Origin of the sequence: Haloplanus salinarum (assembly GCF_009762275.1) — an archaeon.
GTDB lineage: Archaea > Halobacteriota > Halobacteria > Halobacteriales > Haloferacaceae > Haloplanus > Haloplanus salinarum.
On sequence record NZ_CP034345.1, the window covers coordinates 601,103 to 619,062 of the forward strand.

General features: G+C 69.2%; 16 protein-coding genes and 1 pseudogene. 11 read left to right on the forward strand and 6 right to left on the reverse strand.

All coding sequences use genetic code 11. From position 1 onward, the window contains the following. Window positions 1-73: 73 nt before the first annotated feature. The 10 genes from EI982_RS04310 (at window position 74) to EI982_RS04355 (ending at window position 9,778) form a co-directional block, all read left to right on the forward strand. Window positions 74-502 (forward strand): MnhB domain-containing protein, encoded by a 429-nt coding sequence (locus tag EI982_RS04310; protein WP_394352069.1) that lies wholly within the window; start codon window positions 74-76, stop codon window positions 500-502. Beyond that, window positions 503-868: a cation:proton antiporter subunit C gene (locus tag EI982_RS04315; RefSeq protein ID WP_157688309.1), complete on the forward strand. Its 366-nt coding sequence runs from the start codon at window positions 503-505 to the stop codon at window positions 866-868. Continuing rightward, entirely contained in the window at window positions 861-2,387 is a 1,527-nt protein-coding gene (locus EI982_RS04320) for a proton-conducting transporter transmembrane domain-containing protein (protein ID WP_157688310.1), read from the forward strand. Before EI982_RS04315 ends, EI982_RS04320 begins: the two co-directional genes overlap by 8 nt. After that, a complete protein-coding gene (locus EI982_RS04325) occupies window positions 2,384-4,093 on the forward strand; it encodes a proton-conducting transporter transmembrane domain-containing protein (protein WP_157688311.1) in 1,710 nt (569 codons plus the stop codon). The genes EI982_RS04320 and EI982_RS04325 overlap by 4 nt, the downstream gene beginning before the upstream one ends. Beyond that, window positions 4,090-5,838 carry a Na(+)/H(+) antiporter subunit D gene (locus EI982_RS04330; protein WP_157688312.1) on the forward strand — a complete coding sequence of 583 codons (1,749 nt, stop codon included), beginning with the start codon at window positions 4,090-4,092 and terminating at the stop codon, window positions 5,836-5,838. The genes EI982_RS04325 and EI982_RS04330 overlap by 4 nt, the downstream gene beginning before the upstream one ends. Window positions 5,839-5,905: 67 nt before the next feature. Further along, complete coding sequence (locus EI982_RS04335; protein ID WP_157688313.1) at window positions 5,906-6,676, forward strand: hypothetical protein; 771 nt, start codon at window positions 5,906-5,908, stop codon at window positions 6,674-6,676. A 3-nt stretch (window positions 6,677-6,679) separates the two neighbouring features. Beyond that, window positions 6,680-7,396, forward strand: coding sequence for a Stp1/IreP family PP2C-type Ser/Thr phosphatase (locus EI982_RS04340; protein WP_157688314.1), 717 nt, complete (start codon window positions 6,680-6,682; stop codon window positions 7,394-7,396). 58 nt (window positions 7,397-7,454) lie between these two features. Continuing rightward, entirely contained in the window at window positions 7,455-8,423 is a 969-nt protein-coding gene (locus tag EI982_RS04345) for a phosphoadenosine phosphosulfate reductase family protein (protein WP_157688315.1), read from the forward strand. 126 nt (window positions 8,424-8,549) lie between these two features. After that, entirely contained in the window at window positions 8,550-9,272 is a 723-nt protein-coding gene (locus EI982_RS04350) for a diphthine--ammonia ligase (protein WP_157688316.1), read from the forward strand. 26 nt (window positions 9,273-9,298) lie between these two features. Then, entirely contained in the window at window positions 9,299-9,778 is a 480-nt protein-coding gene (locus EI982_RS04355; RefSeq protein WP_157688317.1) for a type IV pilin domain-containing protein, read from the forward strand. Between the two features lie 10 nt (window positions 9,779-9,788). Here EI982_RS04355 and EI982_RS04360 read toward each other — a convergent pair whose 3' ends face one another. Continuing rightward, window positions 9,789-10,766 carry a nucleotidyltransferase family protein gene (locus EI982_RS04360; RefSeq protein WP_157688318.1) on the reverse strand — a complete coding sequence of 326 codons (978 nt, stop codon included), beginning with the start codon at window positions 10,764-10,766 and terminating at the stop codon, window positions 9,789-9,791. 92 nt (window positions 10,767-10,858) lie between these two features. Here EI982_RS04360 and EI982_RS04365 point away from each other — a divergent pair, with 92 nt between their 5' ends. Then, on the forward strand, window positions 10,859-11,146 hold the full coding sequence (locus tag EI982_RS04365; RefSeq protein WP_157688319.1) for a transcriptional regulator: 288 nt from the start codon (window positions 10,859-10,861) through the stop codon (window positions 11,144-11,146). Window positions 11,147-11,515: 369 nt separating this feature from the next. On the opposite strand, the pseudogene EI982_RS04370 reads toward EI982_RS04365, so the two are convergent. From EI982_RS04370 to EI982_RS04390, 5 genes and pseudogenes are all read right to left on the reverse strand, one after another. Then, window positions 11,516-12,757 (reverse strand): annotated as a pseudogene (locus EI982_RS04370) (ABC transporter ATP-binding protein); the annotation flags it as partial. Beyond that, entirely contained in the window at window positions 12,754-13,914 is a 1,161-nt protein-coding gene (locus EI982_RS04375) for an ABC transporter ATP-binding protein (RefSeq protein ID WP_157688320.1), read from the reverse strand. The pseudogene EI982_RS04370 and the gene EI982_RS04375, both read right to left, overlap by 4 nt. Then, the gene (locus EI982_RS04380; protein WP_157688321.1) at window positions 13,915-15,081 is read right to left on the reverse strand and encodes an ABC transporter permease; all 1,167 of its coding nucleotides are present in this window, start codon (window positions 15,079-15,081) and stop codon (window positions 13,915-13,917) included. Then, complete coding sequence (locus tag EI982_RS04385; RefSeq protein ID WP_157688322.1) at window positions 15,081-16,049, reverse strand: ABC transporter permease; 969 nt, start codon at window positions 16,047-16,049, stop codon at window positions 15,081-15,083. The genes EI982_RS04380 and EI982_RS04385 overlap by 1 nt, the downstream gene beginning before the upstream one ends. Window positions 16,050-16,074: 25 nt before the next feature. Beyond that, entirely contained in the window at window positions 16,075-17,943 is a 1,869-nt protein-coding gene (locus tag EI982_RS04390) for an ABC transporter substrate-binding protein (protein ID WP_157688323.1), read from the reverse strand. Window positions 17,944-17,960 lie beyond the last annotated feature (17 nt).

Here is a 17,960-nt window from a genome sequence, read left to right on the forward strand (position 1 = left end):
GGGACCCGACGGCGAGGGGTCCATCTCACGGCCCGCCGACGAGCGGCCCCCCTACGTCGAGAGCACGATCATCATGACGACCGTCCGGGTGATCGCCCCCTTCGTTCTCACCCTCGGCGTGTTCGTGATGTTCCACGGCGCGAGCTCCGCGGGCGGCGGGTTCCAGGGCGGCGTCATCGCCGCGACGACCGTCGTCATGCTCGGGTTCGCGTTCGGTATCGAACCCATCGCCGCGCACCTGCGGAACGAACAGCTTGCCCTCCTCGTCCTCTCGGGGGTCGGAACCTTCCTCCTCATCGGCCTGGGGGGCTATCTCGTCGGCGGCAACTTCCTCCAGGTCTCCGGATACGAGACGTTGTTCCACCATGGCAGCAAATACAGCATCGAACTCGTCGAAGTCGGCATCGGCGTCGTGGTGTCGGGCGTCATCACCGGCCTCTTCTTCCTGCTGGGGACCGGGGTCGACGTCGACGACGACGCCGGCTCGGAGGGGGATCGGTAGATGATCGAACTCCTCACGACGAAGTACACCTACCTCGTCGTGGTGGCGCTGCTCGGCATCGGCGCGTACGTCATGATCGAGAGCGACAACTTCGTGAAGAAGATCATCGGGATGAACGTCTTCCAGACCGGCATCTTCGTCTTCTTCATCTCGGCGGGCTTCCACACCGAGGGCCGTTCCCCGGTGGTCCAGAGCGGCGGCGGTGGCGGCCCCTTCGTCTCGCCGCTGCCGCACGTGCTCATCCTGACCGCCATCGTCGTCGGGGTGAGCCTGACGGCCGTCGCGCTCGGCCTCGTCGTCCGCATCTACGAGAGCTACGGCACGATCAACGAGCGCACGCTGGAGGAGGTGCGCACGGATGAGTGACGCCTACCTGCCCCTCCTGGTCGCCCTCCCGCTGTTGGGGGCGCTGCTCGCCGTCGCGGCCGGACTGGGCTCCGAGCGGGGACCGGCGGTCGTCGCGCCGGTCGTCCTCGCCGCCCAGACGGGGCTCGCGGGGTGGCTCGGCTCCCGGGCCATCCTCGACGGTCCGCTCTCGGTGGGGGTCGGCGGCTTCGTCGCCCCCTACGGCATCGAACTCGTCGTCGACGGCCTGTCGGCCGCGGTGGTCGTCCTCGTCGCCGTCGTCTCCCTCGCGGCCCTCGCGTTCGTCACGGAGGACGACCCCGGCGGGACGGCCTTCTACGCCGAGTACCTCCTCCTCGTCGCCGGTCTCTCGGGGATGGCCGTCACCGGCGACGTGTTCAACCTCTACGTCTTCCTCGAGATTACGGGGCTGGCGACCTACGCGCTGGTCGCGAGCGCCGGGACCGGTCGCTCGGCCGTGTCGGCGCTCAAGTACCTCCTCTTCGGCACCGTCGCCGCTTCGCTGTACCTGCTCGGGGTCGGCTACGCGCTGGTGGCGACGGGGACGCTCAACATGGCCGACCTCGCGACCGAGCTGGCGGCGGCCGGCTACGACTCGCCGCTCGTGCTCGCCTCCTTCGGGTTCATCGTCGTCGGCCTCGCGACCAAGACGGCGCTGTTCCCGCTGCACACCTGGCAGCCCGACGCCTACGCCGACGCCCCGGACAGCGTGAGCGCGCTCATCGCCGCGCTCGTCTCGACGGTGGCGGCCTACGCGCTCCTCCGGCTGGTCTACACCGTCTACACCCCGGCTTTCTTCGAGGCCGTCCCGGTCGCCCGCGACGCCCTGATCGTCTTCGCGGCGGTCAGCATCGTCGTCGGGAGCGTCCTCGCGGTGACCCAATCCGAGGTCAAGCGGATGCTCGCCTACTCGTCGGTGTCGCAGTACGGCCTGGTCGTCGTCGGCGTCGCCATCGGCACGCCGGCGGCGGTCTTCGGCGCCGTCGTCCACCTGCTCGGTCACGCGATCATGAAGGGTGGGCTGTTCGTCGCCGCGGGCACCGTCGCCGACGTGACCGGCGCCCGGACCGTCGACGAGTACGCCGGCCTCGCCGACCGGTTCCCGGTTCTCGGCGGGGCGAGCGCCGTACTCATGCTCGCGATGGTCGGCGTCCCGCCGGCCGTCGGCTTCGCGGGCAAGTGGTACATCGCGCTCGGCGCCGTCCGGGCGGGCACCTGGCCAGTCGCCGTCGTCATCTTCGCGTCGACGCTCCTGACGCTCGCGTACTTCGCCCTGCTGGTCGAGCGGATGTTCGTCGCGCCGGCCTCCGAGAGCGTCCTGGCCGCGACCGACGGTGGCCGTGACGGCGACGCCGAGGGCGACGCACTCGGCCCCTCGCCCCCGCCGACCGCCCGCCCCAGTCGCCGGGCGCTCGCGCTCGTCGTCGGCGCCGCCGTCGTCGCCGTCGTTCTCGGCCTCGTCGTCACCGACCTCGGGACCGCGCTGGAACCGACCATCGACACGCTCCTCTCGCCATGACCGACATCGCCTCACTCAGACCGGCTCTGGCCGTCGCCGTCGCGGCGGTGGCCGTGGTACCGATCCTCGCCTCCGCCCGTCGACCGAACCTCCGCGAGGGGTGGACCGTGCTCGCGGCCGTGGGATCGTTCGCCCTCGTCGCCAGCATGCTCCCCGGCGCCCTCGACGGGACGGTCTACGTGGCCGACCTCGGGACGCTCGTCGCCGGCGTGGAGTTCTCCCTGCAGGCCGACCCGCTGGGACTGCTCTTTGCGACCGTCGCCAGCCTGCTCTGGTTGGTGACCAGTTTCTACAGCATCGGCTACATGCGCGGGCTGGACGAGGGCGACCAGACGCGCTACTTCGCGGCCTTCGCCGCGAGCGTCGCCGCCGCCCTCGGCGTCGCCTTCGCCGCCAACCTCGTCACCATCTTCGTCTTCTACGAACTCCTGACCGTCGCGACGTATCCGCTCGTCACCCACGACGAGACGCCCGAGGCGCGGGCCGCCGGCCGGAAGTACCTCGCGTACACCTTCGGCGGCGGCGTGGCCGTCCTCGCGGGGACGGTGCTGGTCGCGACGATGGCGGACACCACGGCCTTCGCCGCGGGCGGCATCGACGCCCTCGCGACCGCCGACCCCGTCCTCGCTCGGGCGGCCTTCGTCCTCCTGATCGGCGGCTTCGGCGTGAAGGCGGCGCTCATGCCGCTACATTCGTGGCTCCCCGACGCGATGGTGGCGCCCACACCCGTCTCGGGGCTGCTCCACGCCGTCGCCGTCGTCAAGAGCGGCGTCTTCGGCATCGCGCGCGTCGTTCTCGACGTCTACGGCGTCGACCTCACCGGCGCGCTCGGGATGGGCCTGCCGCTCGCCGTCGTCGCCGCCGCGACGCTCACGCTCGCCAGCGTCATCGCGCTCCGCCAGGACAACCTCAAACGCCGGCTGGCGTTCTCGACGGTGAGTCAACTCTCCTACATCGTCCTCGGTATCGCCATCCTCGATCCCACGTCGATCGTGGGCGGCCTCCTGCACATCCCCGCTCACGCGTTCATGAAGCTCACCCTCTTTTTCACCGCCGGCGCCATCCACGTCGAGACCCACACCGACGACATCAGCGACATGGCCGGCATCGGCAAGCGGATGCCCCTGACCATGCTCGCCTTCGGCGTCGCCGCCGCGGGTATGGCCGGCATCCCGCTGGTCGCCGGCTTCGTCAGCAAGTGGTACCTCCTGATCGGGAGCGTGAGCGCCGACCAGGCCGTCTTCGCCGTCGTCCTCCTGGTCTCGGGCGTCCTCAACATCGCGTACTTCTGGCCCGTGTTCTATCAGGCCTTCTTCGAGGCCGAGGACGAACACGACGCCAAGCCGCTCGTGGAGTTCCCCCTCGGCGGCGAGTCGCGGTCGATCCTCCCCGCGGAGCCGACGCCCGACTCCGGCGCCGTCACGGACGGCGGGCACGACGGGGCGGACGGGCACGACGACCACGGATACGACAAACACGACGAGCACGGACACGACGACGAACACGACGACGACCACGGCGGCCCGCCCGTCGGCGGGTGGGAACGCCGAGGCTGGGTCGGCGGCGAGAGCACGTGGTTCATGCTCGGGCCCATCCTCGCGGCGATGGTGGGTGCGGTTCTCATCGGCGTCGTCCCCGAGACGGCGGTGTTCCTGCGCCTCGTCGACGTCATCGTCGAGGGCGCCACCGGGGTGAGCGTCCTGTGACGGGACCGCTCACCGCGCTCCCGCCGGGGGTCGTCGTCCTCGCCGCGGCGCTCGCGACCGGTCTCGCCGGCGGACGACGCCGCCTCGCCCACCTGCTCGGCGGGGGGACGACCGCACTCGTGACGGTCTGGATCTGGCTGGTCCCCGAGGGGACGCACCTGACCGGGCGGCTCTTCGGCTTCGACGCCGTCTTCTTCAACGTCGATCCGTTCTCGTGGGTCGTCGGCCTCGTCTTCGCCTTCATCGGGACCGTCGCCGTCGGTTACTCGTGGGCGACCGGTGCGGAGAGCAAGCAGACGGCCTACGCGCTCACCTACGTCGGGTCGAGCCTCGGCGCCGTCTTCGCCGGCGACTGGCTGACCCTGATCGTCTGGTGGGAGCTGATGGCGGTGACGAGTACGCTCCTCGTCTGGGACTACGGCGGGAAGGCCGTGCGCGCCGGCTTCCGGTACGCGCTCCTCCACGGTATCGGGGGGAGCCTCCTGCTGGCGGCCATCGTGTGGCACTACGCCGCCGTCGGATCCGTCCTCTTCAGCGCCGCCGACGGCATCGTCGGGACGGTGCCACAGGTGCTCGCCGCCCTCGGCATCGGCGTCAACGTCGGCTTTATCGGCCTGCACGCGTGGCTCCCCGACACCTACCCGAGACCCCACATCGCGGCGAGCGTCTTCCTCTGTGTCTACACCACCAAGACCGGCGTCTACGGCATGTACCGGGCGTTCCCCGAGGGCCACCTCTGGGTCGCCTACATGGGCGGTGCGATGGCCGTCTTCGGCGCGGCCGCGGCGCTCCTCCAGAACGACATGCGACGGCTGCTCTCCTATCACATCCAGTCGCAGGTGGGCTACATGGTCGCGGGCGTAGGCATCGGCGGCGCGCTGGCGCAGGCCGGCGCGTTCGGCCACGTGTTCAACCACATCCTCTACAAGAGCCTCCTCTTCATGACCGCTGGCGCCGTGATCTACCGGACCGGCGAGGAGAACCTGAAGTACCTCGGCGGACTGGCGCGGAAGATGCCCGTCACCGCCGCGGCTTTCACCGTCGCCGCGCTCTCCATCGCCGGCTTCCCCGGGTTCAACGGCTTCGTCAGCAAGGGGATCGTCATCTCCGCCAGCCACTACGAGTTCGTGAAGGGGCCCCTCGTCGTCGGCGACTTCTACACGCTCGAGTTGCTACTCCTCGTCGGGGGCGTCGGCACGTTCCTGTCGTTCATCAAGTTCGGCTACTACGCCTTCCTCCACGGGCCGTACGAGGGCGACCCCGTCACGCCGGCCCCGCGGGCACAGCAGGTCCCGATGCTGCTCGTCGCGACGCTGTGTGTGTTCTACGGCGTCTTCGACGGCGCGCTGTTCGGCCTGCTCCCGTTCGACGTGACCGACGGAAGCGTCGTCGGGCACGTCTACCACACGTACACCGTCCCTCACATCGTCGAGGGACTCGTCCTCGCCGCGGCGGGCGTCGTCGGCTTCGCGGTCCTGAAAAAGCCGCTGTCGAAGGTCGGTCGGGTGCCCGACGTGGACGCCGGGTACAACCCCCTCGTCTTCTACGGGACGCGGGCGCTGGTCCACGGGGTGACCGAGACGTACGCGGCCGTCGACCGGGCCGCCGTCGGCCTCGCCGACCGGGCCGCCGCCGTCCGCGCCGACCCCGCCCCGCTCTCCCGGTATCGCGCCGACATCGGCGGGAGCATCTTCATCCTCATGCTCGTCCTCGGCGGCGTCCTCGCGTGGCTGGGCATCGTCTGACCCGGCCGACCCCCCCGACTGAACCCTACATTTACGGTGCGAGACACGGGACGGTACCACACGACCGATGAGGGGGTACCTATCCGCAGCGAACGGGGAGAAAGACGGGAGGCGGATTCCGCTCGATTCGCCGACGGAGCTGTATCGCGAACCCGAGGAGCACAACCGCGTGGTCGCGGAGAGCGAGGGCCGGGTCCGGCCGCTCGGCGTCGCCGACGCGACGGTGTCGCGCAAGAAGGACGGACGGGCGCCGGTCCGTCTCACGCCGCGGTCGGAGTTCGTGGAGATCAGAAACGACGGCAACACCAACGGCGTCACCGTCTCGACCGGCGGCGACGAGTTCGAGGTCGAGGAGGGGTTCGTCGAGACGGTGGCCCGGGACGCGACCATCTCGCTCGGCTACCGGACGACGCTCCGACTCACCGTCGAGCGCGAGGCGAGCGTCGAGCAGAACGTCGTCCACCAGGGCGACGGGGACGTCGTCGTGGGCGATCAGAAAAACGTCGACCGGAGCACCACCGTCGGCGACGACAACGTGATCAACCGGTCGTCGATCGGCGAGTCGTCCAGCGCCGAGGACGGGGGTGGCGGATCCGGTTCCGCGCCGGCGGCCGGCCGGGATTCTCGCGGCGCCGGCCCCGACACCGCCGCCGATCCCGCCCCGGGATCGCGGGGGCCGTCGTCGCCGACCTACTGCACGGACTGCGGGACGAAACTCGTCGACGGCACCTGTCCCGAGTGTGCGGCGGGCGGGACGACCGACACGAAGCAGTTCTGTGAGCGACACGAACGGACCTACACCGGCGACGCCTGTCCGGAGTGCCGGCAGTCACCGTGACGGATGACGGGCCACACCGCCGCCGGGACCGACGTGGGGCGGACACGCGACCACAACGAGGACGACTACCTCGTGACCACGTACGGGGACCGGACGCTCCTCGCCGTCGCGGACGGGATGGGCGGCCACCGCGCGGGCGACGTCGCCAGCGAGACGGCGCTCGACGCGTTCGAGAACGCGCTCGCGGGCCGCCTCGGCGGGAGCAGTGACGACCTCGCTGCGTCGCTCCGTGGGGCGGTCGAGGCGGCCAACGACCGCGTCCGCGAGCGAGCACGGGCCGAGGGTCGCGAGGGTATGGGGACGACGCTCGTCGCCGCCCTCGTCCACGACGACGAGGCGACCGTCGTCAACGTGGGCGACAGCCGCGCCTACCACGTCGACGGGTCGGCTATCGACCGGATCACGGTCGATCAGTCCCTCGTCCAGTCGCTGGTCGATGAGGGAGTCGTCGACCCGGACGAGGCCGCCGATCACCCCCAGCGACACGTCCTCTCGCAGGCGCTCGGGACGAACGATGACGTCGACCCGGACGTGTACGAACGGCCGGTGACGGGCACTCTGCTGCTCTGCTCGGACGGGTTGACCGAGGAGGTCCCCGAGCCGTCGATCCGTGAGGTCGTCGTCGACGACTCCCCCGACGACGCCGTCGACCGTCTCGTCGACGCCGCCAACGACAACGGCGGGAGCGACAACGTCACCGTCGTCCTCCACCGGCCGTAGACCGCCGGGACCGGATTCACAAAGCATTTTACCTCCGGTAATTATATCTCATTACACGATGAGCGAGTTCCCCGACTACCTCGACGTCGACTACGCCGACGGCGAGGGCGAGACGCCGGACGACTATCCGACGCTCGAAGACAAGATCGAGAAGGCGATCGATGTCACCCGGATCGGCCTCGAACAGTACGAAACCCCCGCGGTCATGTGGACCGGCGGCAAGGACTCGACGCTCACCCTCTATTTCATCAAGGAGGTCGCCGAGCAGTTCGGGCTGGAGACGCCGCCCGCGGTGTTCATCGACCACTACCAGCACTTCGACGCCATCCACGACTTCGTCGATCACTGGGCCGAGGAGTGGGACCTCGACGTCATCTACGCCCGCAACGAGGACGTGGGCGACTACGTCGAGGAACACGGCTTGGAGCCGGGCGACGACATCCCCGTCGCCGAGCTCTCGGAACACAACCAGCACCACATCCGGAACATCCTCGAGTACGAGGAGGACGACTTCCCGTTCCTGCTCGACACCTACGTCGGCAACCATCTCCTGAAGACCGTCGCGCTGAACGACGCGCTCGAGGAGTACGGCATCGACGGCGTCATCTCCGGCGTCCGCTGGGACGAACAGGAGGCCCGCGCCGACGAGACGTTCTTCAGCCCGCGTCACGACCCCGACATCTACCCGCCCCACGACCGCATCCAGCCGATCCTGCAGTTCGCGGAGCGCGACGTGTGGGACGCCTTCTGGAACTACGTCGTCCCCGACACCGTCGAGGACTTCCCGAACGAGGGTTACGTGCCCCAGAGCGCCGAGGACCTCCCGAACGGCCTCACGCAGGCCGACATCCCGGTCAGCCCCAAGTACTTCGCCGGCTTCCGCTCGCTCGGGAGCGAGGTCAGCACCGAGAAGTCCGACGAGGAGCCCGCCTGGCTCCAGGACATCGAGAACACGACCGAACGCGCCGGCCGCGCTCAGGACAAGGAGGACCTCATGGAGCGCCTCCGCGACCTGGGCTACATGTAGCGCGTATCGCCGTCCATAGCGGGGCGGGCCGTCTCCGCACGGCGTGGCCCGCTCGATAGGTACGATACGAGCTATCTCGGCCGACGAACCGCAGTTTCTAACCGCACTCCCCGTATAGCATCCCCAATGACCGAGCAGTGGGCGAGTCTCTTCTCCGGCGGCAAGGACTCCTCGTGGGCGCTGTATCGCGCGCTCGAGGACGGGCTGAACGTGACGCGACTGGTGACCGTCCACCCCGGCGAGGACTCCTACATGTACCACGTGCCGGCGACCGACCTCGCCGCACTCGCGGCCGAGAGCATCGGCATCGACCTGCTCGAAGTCGATCCGGGCGACCTCGGCGCCGCGGCCGCCACCGACGCGGGCGCGCAGGGCGACGCCGAACTCGAACCGCTGGAGGCGGCGCTCCGGGAGTTGGCCGAGCGGGAGGGGCTGTCGGGCGTCACCGCCGGCGCCGTCGAGAGCGAGTTCCAGACGAGTCGCATCGAGGCCATGTGTGAGCGGCTGGGGATCGACCTGTTCGCGCCGCTCTGGCAGCGGGATCCGGTCGCACTCGGCGAGGCGATGATCGACGCCGGCTTCGAGATACTGATCGTCCAAGTGGCCGCCGGCGGGCTGGACGAATCCTGGCTCGGTCGCCGCCTCGATGCCGACACCCTCGACGACCTCGTCGCGCTCGAAGCGTCACACGGCGTCCATCCCCTCGGTGAAGGCGGCGAGTTCGAGACGCTCGTGACCGACGGGCCACATATGGACCGACCGATCGAACTGTGGTGGGAGCCGGTGTGGGAGGGGACCCGCGGCCACGTGCGGATCACGGACGCTCGTCTCGGTCCCGGGGAACGTTGATAGCCTCGGGCGACGTATGGTGACCGATGTCCGTGCCCTCTCGGGGAGTGTCGCCCGTGGTGGGCGTCGCCCTCATGGTGGCGCTTGTCGTTTTGCTGGCGCTGGTCTTCGCGACGCTCGCGTTCGGGATCGACATGCCGAGCGACCCCCACCCACAGTACAGCTACCGGACCGCGTACGTCGCCGACGGCGAGGGGAACACGAACGACCGCCCGTTCGTGAACCTCACCCTCTCGGGTGGCCGTATCGAGGTCGGCGAGGACTTCTACATCGTCGACAGCGACGGCAACGAGGTCCGATGGGACGCCGTCTGGACCACGTCGGGGCCGCTGACAGCCGGCGACCACGCCCACATCGACGGCTACGGGAGCGACGACGCGCTCAACCGCGCCTGCGAGGGTGAGGTGTACCGCTTCGTCCACCGTCCCAACGCCGAGGAGAGCGCCGTCCTGGCCACGATCCGGATCGAGCGGCAGGCGGTCGGGTCCGCCGCCGACCACTGCTGACGGCCGGGAGTCAGTCCCCGTCCGCGCCGTTCGTCATCGTCGAGTGCGCGCCGATGAGCGCGTCGGCCAGGTCCAGGTTCTCGACCCGGGTCTCCTCGTCGATGATCGACCCGCGGACGTCGGCGTTGCGGATGGTCGCGTCGGGGAAGACGACGGTGCGTTCGAGCGTCGAGTCGACGACTTCCGCCCCCGCCATCACGTGGACGTCGCCGCGGAGCCGGGAGTCCTCGACGGACGCCGTCGGGTGGACGCGGTCGTCGCCATCGAGGTGCCAGGCGACCGCGTCGAGGTAGCTCTCGGGGGTGCCGATGTCGAACCACGCGCCGTCGAAGGTGAAGGCGTGGACCGCCTGTCGGGCCTGCATCCACTGGATGAACCAGCCCGGTTCGTCGGGGTTCTCCCCCGCGTCCAGGTACTCCTCGAACAGCGGGAGGTCGTCGGCGGGGAAGGCATAGCAGGCGATGGAGACGAGCGTGCTCTTGGGGTCGTCGGGTTTCTCCTGGAAGTCGACGACGCGGTCGCCGTCGAGGTCGACCAACCCGTACGATCGAGCCCGTTCCTTCGATCCCACGTCGTAGGCCGCGAGTGCGGGCGTCTCCTTGGCCTCGAAGAAGTCGACGAACGCCGCGATATCGAAACTGATGAGATTGTCGCCGGCGACGACGATCAGGTCCTCCTCGACGCCCTCGCGGTCGATGAGTTGGGCGAGCGCGCCCACGACGCCGAACTTCTCGTCCTCGGCCGTCGTCTCCTCGACGGAGAGTGTCGGTTTCTCGAACTCGCTGTCGGCCAAGTAGGATTCGAAGTCGGCGGCGAAGCGCTCGTTGGTGCTGACGAACACCTCGGAGATGCGGTCGTCCGCCTCGAGGTCCGCAAAGACGGTGTCGATGACCGTCGACTCACCGACGGGCAGGAACATCTTCGGCCGATGCTTGGTGATCGGCCAGAGCCGCGTCGCGTAGCCGCCCGCCAGGACGATGGCCTTCATACGGGGTTCGACTGACTACAGTGGCAAGTTTGTTTTGTATCGTGGCGCCACGTCGCGGAAAGGGCTTTGCCGACCACGCGCGAACGGGGCGTATGGAGTCGACGACCCGCGAACGCATCGCGGCCGACCTCCGGGACGGGGCCGCGACGGCGAGCGACCTCTCGGCCCGCCACGGCACCGCCCGGTCGACCGTCTACGACCACCTGCGACACGTCTCCCGGTCGCTCCCCGACGACGAGCGGTTGCTCGTCTCCCCGCCGACCTGCCGGGACTGTGGCTTCGACGGCTTCGACGACCGGATCAACCACCCCTCGAACTGCCCGGAGTGCCGCAGCGAGAGCGTCGACGAACCCGCCTTCCGGATCGACCGTAGCGGTTGACCTCCCCTTCGCACGGCCGATCGCACGCGGTCCCCGCGACCGCTCGTGCGACGAATTTCACGCGGTACTATCGGTGAGGTGGCAGGCGCTCTCGCGGAGCGGCCCGAACGTCTCGTACAGTTCGTCGGCGGCGTCGCCGGCCCGGCCGGCGAGGAGGGCGTCGACCGCCGCCCCGACCGCCCGCTCGGCGTCCGAATCCGAGAGTGGTTCGGGCAGACGGAAGGCCGTCCGCACCGCGAGGCGGTCGATGCCGCCCTCCCGGTCGGCCCCCTCGCCACACCGCTCGCGCACCCGCTCGGTCACCGCCTCGGCCGGCTCGTCGACGAGCGTCGCCACCCACACCCGGAACTCCTTGATCGCCTGCCACTCCGCCGCCGCCAGGTCCGTGTCGGTCGGCACGAGTTCGGGCCGTTCCCGGCGACAGACCGTCGGGAAGGCCTCGGCAAGTCGGTCGGCGGCCGTCCCGACGTCGCCGTCGACGATCCGGTCGAGCGCTTCCGACACGGCCGCCTCGGCGTCCGGATCGGACAGTTCCGCGGGGACGTCGAACTCCTCGCGGACCGCGGCCCGGACCGCCGCCGGGTCGGCCCTCGCGGGGTCGTCGTCCGCGGCGGCGTACCTCCGGACCGCCTCGACGTCGATGGCCGCCGACTCGGCGCGGAGCCGGAGGTTCAGCACCGCCCGCCAGGCAGCGTCGGTGAGGTCGTACGCCTCGTCGGGGATGACCTCGGGACAGCGGGTGTGGAACCGACACCCCGGCGGCGGATCCGAGGGGCTCGGCACGTCGCCGCTGAGGCCCGTCCCCCGGTCTCGTTGCCGCGGGTCGGCGACCGGCGTCGACGCCAGCAGCGCCCGGGTGTAGGGATGTTGGGGGTCCTCGAACAGCGCCTCGGTCGGCGCCGTCTCGACGATTTCGCCGAGATACATCACGGCCACGCGGTCGCACACCTCGCGGACGACGCCCATGTCGTGGCTGATGACGAGGATGGCGAGGCCGAAGGCCGCCTGTAACTCCTCGATCAGGTCGAGGATGTCCGCCTGCACGCTCACGTCGAGCGCGCTCACGGGTTCGTCGGCGACGATCAGGTCGGGGTTGATGACCAAGGCCCGCGCCAGGCCGATCCGCTGTTTCTGCCCGCCCGAGAACTCGTGGGGGTAGCGGTCCATGTCGGCGGCGTCGAGCCCGACGCGTTCGAGCAGGTCGGCGACGATCCGCCGGCGCCGCTCCCGGTCGCGCATCCCGTGGACCCGGAGGGGTTCGGCCACCGACTCCCCGATGCTCATCCGCGGGTCGAAACTCGACGTCGGGTCCTGAAACACCATCTGGGCGCGGCGCCGGAACCGCTTGAGCGCCGCGTCGTCGAACGCGGTCACGTCCTCGCCGTCGAAGACGACGTGGCCGTCCGTCGGCTCCTCCAGTCGGAGCGCCGCCGTCGCCGCCGTCGACTTCCCACAGCCGGACTCGCCGACCAGTCCCAGCGTCTCGCCGCGGTCGACGGTGAAGCTCACGCCGTCGACGGCGCGGACCCGCCCGACCTCGTTCCGGAGCACGCCCTCCGTGATGGGGTAATGTTTGGTCAACCCCTCGACGTCGAGCAGCGGGCGGGTCATCGGTCGTCCTCCCCGTCGGCGCTGGTATCGGTGTCGTCGCGCTCCTCCCCGAAGGGCTCGGCGTGGATCGTCCGGTCGGTCGGCGGGGTGCCGACCGCGCCCGGACCGGGGCCGTCGGCGTCCGCGGGTTCGTCGTCCCCGGACGCGGGAGACCCCCGATCCCGAACCACCGACGGGTCGCCGCCGGGTTCGTAGTGGACACACGAGACGACGTGGTCGTCGTCGCCGTCGACCGCGCAGTCGGGGGGCTGTTCACCCTCCCGGCAGGCGTCGACGGCGTACTCGCATCGCGGGTGGAACCGACACCCCGCGGGCGGGTCGATCGGCGACGGGAGGCGGCCACCGATCGAGGCGGCGCCGTCGCCACGCCCCGGCAGGCAGTCGAGGAGCGCGCGGGTGTAGGGATGCGAGGGTCGCTCGAACACGTCGAAGACGCCGCCGCGTTCCATCACCTTGCCGGCGTACATGACGACCACGCGGTCGGCCACCTCGGCCACGACGCCGAGGTCGTGGGTGATCAGCAGGACGCTCATGTCGAACTCCGTCTGCAGGTCGTCGAGCAGGGAGAGGATCTGGTTCTGGATCGTCACGTCGAGGGCGGTCGTCGGCTCGTCGGCGATCAGCAGGTCGGGGTTCGTCGCCAGCGCCATCGCGATGGCGACCCGCTGTTTCATGCCGCCGGAGAACTCGTGGGGGTAGTCCTCGAACCGTCGGGTCGCCTCGGGGATGCCGACCCGATCCAGGAGGTCAACCGCCCGCTCGCGGGCGGCCTCCCGCGTGACGTCCTCGTGAAGCTGGATCGCTTCGACGATCTGCCAGCCCACCGTGTAGACCGGGTTGAGCGCGCCCTGCGGGTTCTGGAACACGTGGGCGATGCGGTCGCCGCGGAGCGAACGGAGCGTCTCGTCGTCGAGGGTCGTGAGGTCCCGGCCGTCGAAGACGATCTCGCCGCCCGCGATCTCGCCGGGCGGCGTCCGGAGCAGGCGCGTGATCGACTCGCCGGTGACCGTCTTCCCGCTCCCCGACTCGCCGACGATGCAGACGGTCTCGCCGCGCCCGACGTCGAAGCTCACGCCGTCGACGGCGCGGACGAGGCCGTCGTCGGTGTGGAAGACGGTGCGCAGATCGCGGATCGAGAGCAGTGGTTCGCCGGTCATCTATGTCTCCTGTCGCGGGTCGAGCGCGTCGCGCAGCGCGTCGCCCATGAAGTTGAACGCGAGGATGGTGGTAAAGAGGAACACCCCGGGGAACGTCGACACCCACCAAGCAGAGGAGAGGTCGCCCCGCCCGGTGGCGATCACCTGGCCCCACGAGGGGACGGTGGGGTCGCCCAGCGAGAGGAAGGAGAGCGACGCCTCGAAGAGGATGAACCCGGGGATCAGCAGCGTCGCCGCGGTGATGACGCTGTTCGAGACGTTGGGGACGAGGTGGTGCCGGATGACATAGAGCGTTCCCGCGCCGGCGCTCCGGGCGGCCGTGATGTACTCCTCCTCGGCCCGCTGGAGGGCCTCGGAACGGACCAGCCGCGCGATGGATCCCCAGCCCGTCAGCCCGAAGATGACGATGAACATGAACAGGCTTCCGCCGAAGAGGTAGGTGAGCAGGAGATAGAGGAAGAAGGCGGGGAAGACGAGTTGCACGTCGACGTAGCGCATCAGCAGTTCGTCGACCAGCCCGCCCCCGTAGGCCGCGACGGTGCCGACGGTCGTCCCGATGGTCACCACCAGGAGCGTGGAGATCAGCCCGACCTTCATGCTGACCTGCATCCCGTAGACGACGAGCACGAGGATGTCCTTGCCGTCGCCGGTCGTGCCGAGCGGGTGAGCCATCGTCCCCCGGCAACGCCCCTCGACGACGGGCCCGACGCAGTCGACCGGCACCGCGGCGTCGACGCTCGTGAAGACCGGCGGCTGGTAGGCCTGCTCGACCGCCAGTACCGGCTTCTCCAGGAAGAGCGGCCCGATCACGCCGATCAGGAAGACGACGACCAGATAGACGAGGCTCGCGATGGCCATGCGGTTCTTGCGGAACTCCCGCCAGTAGTAGGCGGTCAGCCGGCGGTTGTCGTAGAGCGGGACGACGACGTAGAGCAGGAGCGCAAGCAGCGTCGACACGAACAGCCAGTCGAGTTGCGTGACGTTCCACTCCACCGGGACGGTGATCGTGGCGCGGTCCGGTGGCAGGATCGCGTAGTCGTAGACGAAAGCACAGATCAGCCCGATGACGGTCGCGAGCGCCCACCGATCCCGCCGCGAGAGGGTGGAGAGCCGGCTCCCCGTCTCCTCCCAGTCGACCGATTCGAAGGTGTCGGGCTCCCCTGCCATCAGCGATCACCGTAATCGATCCGCGGGTCCAACACGGTGTAGGCCACGTCCTGGACGAGGTTGCCGACGACCGAGACGAACGTGAAGATGAGCGTCGTCCCGAGCACCAGCGACGTGTCCTGTGCGATGATCGCGTTGTACGACAGTTGGCCCAGTCCGGGGATGCCGAAGACCACCTCGACGAGATAGGAGGCCGCGAGGAAGATGCCGAGGATGTCGCCGACGAGGATGGTCATCAGCGGCACCGCCGCCGGCCGCAGGATGTGACGGGTGAGGATGCGGTAGCCGTCCGCGCCCTTCGATTTGGCCGTCTTGACGAACTCCGCTTCGACGTACTCCAGCGCCTCTGCCCGGGAGTAGCGCATCACGCCCGCGATGGTCCCCGTCACCAGGACGACGACCGGGAGGACGAGTTGGCGGACCATCCCGAGGCTGAAAAAGGGGATGTCGGAGTCGAACACGACCGGGAACCAGCCGAGTTGCACCCCGAAGATCAACAGGAGGATGATGCCGAACCAGAAGTTGGGGATGGCGTAGCCGAAGAAGGCGAAGAAGGTGGCGGCGTAGTCGGTTTTCGTGTACTGGTTGGTCGCCGAGTAGAGGCCGATCGAGAGCCCCAACAGGATCGAGAGGATCGTCGTCGGCACCGAGTAGATGGCCGTGTACGGCAGGGCCGCGACGATGGCGTCCGTGACCGGTTGCGAGCGACTCTCCGACCACCCCCAGTTGAGCGTCACCATGTTGATCATATACTCCCGGTACCGGACCCACGGGGATCGATCCAGGCCGCGCCGGGCCTCGAAAGCCTCCTCGGCCGCCTCCGCGGAGCCGCCGCTGGCGGCGGCCTGGAACTGCATCTGCTCGGCCGCCGGGTTCGGCGTGATGGCGAGCAACCCCCACGTGATCGAGAGGATGAGATAGGTCGCGACGACCGCCCACAACACCCGCCGGACCACGTACCAGCGCATGCTCACCGGTTCGGTCGCCCCCCGATCACGCGAAGTACCACGTCTGGGAGTCCCAGCCGGTGTTGAACTCCTCCCCGTACCCCCTGACGTCCTCGGCGTAGCCGGTCACGCTGGACGGCATGGCGAGGAAGCCGAAGGGCTGTTCCTCGCTGATGAGGCCGAACGCCTCGCCGAAGAGTTCGCGGCGTCGCTCCTCGTCCGTCGTCGCCGACGCCTCCTCGTACAGCGCCGAGATGTCCTCCTCCGGGTAGTAGCCGTAGTAGTTGATGCCGCCCCGCGGCTCGAAGAAGCCCTTGCTGGAGGCCGGCGTGAAGGGGTACGTGTTGAACTGGAGGTTGATGGACATATCCCACGGCTCGGCGCTGGTGGCCACGTCGCGGGGGCCGCCGTTGAACACGCCCGCGGTCCACTCGGGGTCGGTCCCCTCGGGGGCGGACGTCTGGACGTAGTTGCTCTGGAACGTCGACGACGAGACGGCCTCGGGTTGGACGTCGATACCGGCGTTCTCCCCGAACTCCTGGGCGACGAACTCCGCGATGGTCCCCTCCGTCGGCTGGCCGGAGTCGTAGTAGATGGAGAGGGTGACCTGTTCGCCGTCGCCGTCGACGAGGCGCTCGCCGTCGTAGGCGTATTCGGTGTCCGAAAGCGCCGATTCGAGCCGGGTGCGCGTCGCCTCCGGCCCGTATCGGTCGCCGACGCCGAACTCCTCGACCCGACTGTCGTCGTACCACTCCGACCACTTCGGCTGCATCGTCTGGGCCACGTCCGCGTACCCCCGGAGGACGTTCTGGACGACGCTCTCCTTGTTCACGGCGAAGCCGAGCGCCCGCCGGACCGCCTTCGAGCGGAACGGCTCCCACCCGTTGGCTCGCATGTTGTAGACGATCATGCGGAGGAACGGCTGGGACGTGACGTTGACGTCGACGTTCGGCAGGTTCTCGAAACGGTTGGCCTTATCGGGCGGGATGCCCGACGAATCGACCTCTCCGGACTCCAGCGCGCCGAGACGCGTGCTCTCCTCGCTGATGACCCGAGTCGTCTGCTGGTCGAAGTACGGCGCCTCCGCGAACCGGTCCGGGACGTCCTCGGCCTCCCGGAGGTAGTAGTCCTCGTTGCGGGTGACGGTGTACCGTGCGGACCGTTCCCAGGAGTCGTACGTGTAGGGACCGAGGTTGCCGGTGTACGCGAGCGTGTTGAGTTCCTCGTCCTGCTGGAGCCCTTCGGCGTCCCGATCCTCGACGTACTTCTCGAGGATACCCCGGGGAATGCACTGCTGGCGCCACAGGATCGGTTTGAACGGCAGTGAGGGGTCGACCTCGAACAGCCGGATCTCGAAGGTGCGTTCGCCCGTCTGCTCGACGGGGATGGGCTCTCGCTCCCCCGACTCGGGGTTCGTCCGGAACCAGTCGTTGGCGTTGGGATACCCGCTCCAGTTGGGTCGGGCCTGGAAGACGTTCTCGATCATGTAGACCCAGTCGTCGGCGGTCATCTGCCCGTAGCCCGCCCCCCACTCCAGGTTGTCGCGGAGCTCGATCTCGTAGACCCGCCCGTCGTCGGTGGAGTAATCGCCCCAGAGGGGGAAGATCTCCCGGTTCGGTTTGATCGCCCAAATACCATCGAGCGTGGCGGTGACGAACGAGCCGGAGGTGGCGTCGGCGATGGTCAGCCAGTTGAGCGACTGCGCGTCGACGCTCGACGCGGAGACGTAGGTCCCGCCGACGCTTCGCGAGGCGCTCCCCGTGGTCGTCCCGTCGTCGCCATCGCCGTTCCCCGAACAACCAGCGAGCCCGACGGCGCCCGCCGCCCCGAGCAGTTTCAACACGTCGCGGCGTCCCCGACGGCCCCGACGCTCCGCCGTATCCGAAGTTCCTCGGCGGTCGTTACCAGACGGCATACCTGTTGGAAACGGCG

Bases quoted from the DNA above. Each gene is read 5' to 3' on its own strand.
- EI982_RS04310 (WP_394352069.1), top strand. From the start codon at position 74: ATGACGACCGTCCGGGTGATCGCCCCCTTCGTTCTCACCCTCGGCGTG.
- EI982_RS04315 (WP_157688309.1), top strand. From the start codon at position 503: ATGATCGAACTCCTCACGACGAAGTACACCTACCTCGTCGTGGTGGCG.
- EI982_RS04320 (WP_157688310.1), top strand. From the start codon at position 861: ATGAGTGACGCCTACCTGCCCCTCCTGGTCGCCCTCCCGCTGTTGGGG.
- EI982_RS04325 (WP_157688311.1), top strand. From the start codon at position 2,384: ATGACCGACATCGCCTCACTCAGACCGGCTCTGGCCGTCGCCGTCGCG.
- EI982_RS04335 (WP_157688313.1), top strand. From the start codon at position 5,906: ATGAGGGGGTACCTATCCGCAGCGAACGGGGAGAAAGACGGGAGGCGG.
- EI982_RS04340 (WP_157688314.1), top strand. From the start codon at position 6,680: ATGACGGGCCACACCGCCGCCGGGACCGACGTGGGGCGGACACGCGAC.
- EI982_RS04345 (WP_157688315.1), top strand. From the start codon at position 7,455: ATGAGCGAGTTCCCCGACTACCTCGACGTCGACTACGCCGACGGCGAG.
- EI982_RS04350 (WP_157688316.1), top strand. From the start codon at position 8,550: ATGACCGAGCAGTGGGCGAGTCTCTTCTCCGGCGGCAAGGACTCCTCG.
- EI982_RS04355 (WP_157688317.1), top strand. From the start codon at position 9,299: ATGTCCGTGCCCTCTCGGGGAGTGTCGCCCGTGGTGGGCGTCGCCCTC.
- EI982_RS04360 (WP_157688318.1), bottom strand. From the start codon at position 10,766: ATGAAGGCCATCGTCCTGGCGGGCGGCTACGCGACGCGGCTCTGGCCG.
- EI982_RS04365 (WP_157688319.1), top strand. From the start codon at position 10,859: ATGGAGTCGACGACCCGCGAACGCATCGCGGCCGACCTCCGGGACGGG.
- EI982_RS04375 (WP_157688320.1), bottom strand. From the start codon at position 13,914: ATGACCGGCGAACCACTGCTCTCGATCCGCGATCTGCGCACCGTCTTC.
- EI982_RS04380 (WP_157688321.1), bottom strand. From the start codon at position 15,081: ATGGCAGGGGAGCCCGACACCTTCGAATCGGTCGACTGGGAGGAGACG.
- EI982_RS04385 (WP_157688322.1), bottom strand. From the start codon at position 16,049: ATGCGCTGGTACGTGGTCCGGCGGGTGTTGTGGGCGGTCGTCGCGACC.
- EI982_RS04390 (WP_157688323.1), bottom strand. From the start codon at position 17,943: ATGCCGTCTGGTAACGACCGCCGAGGAACTTCGGATACGGCGGAGCGT.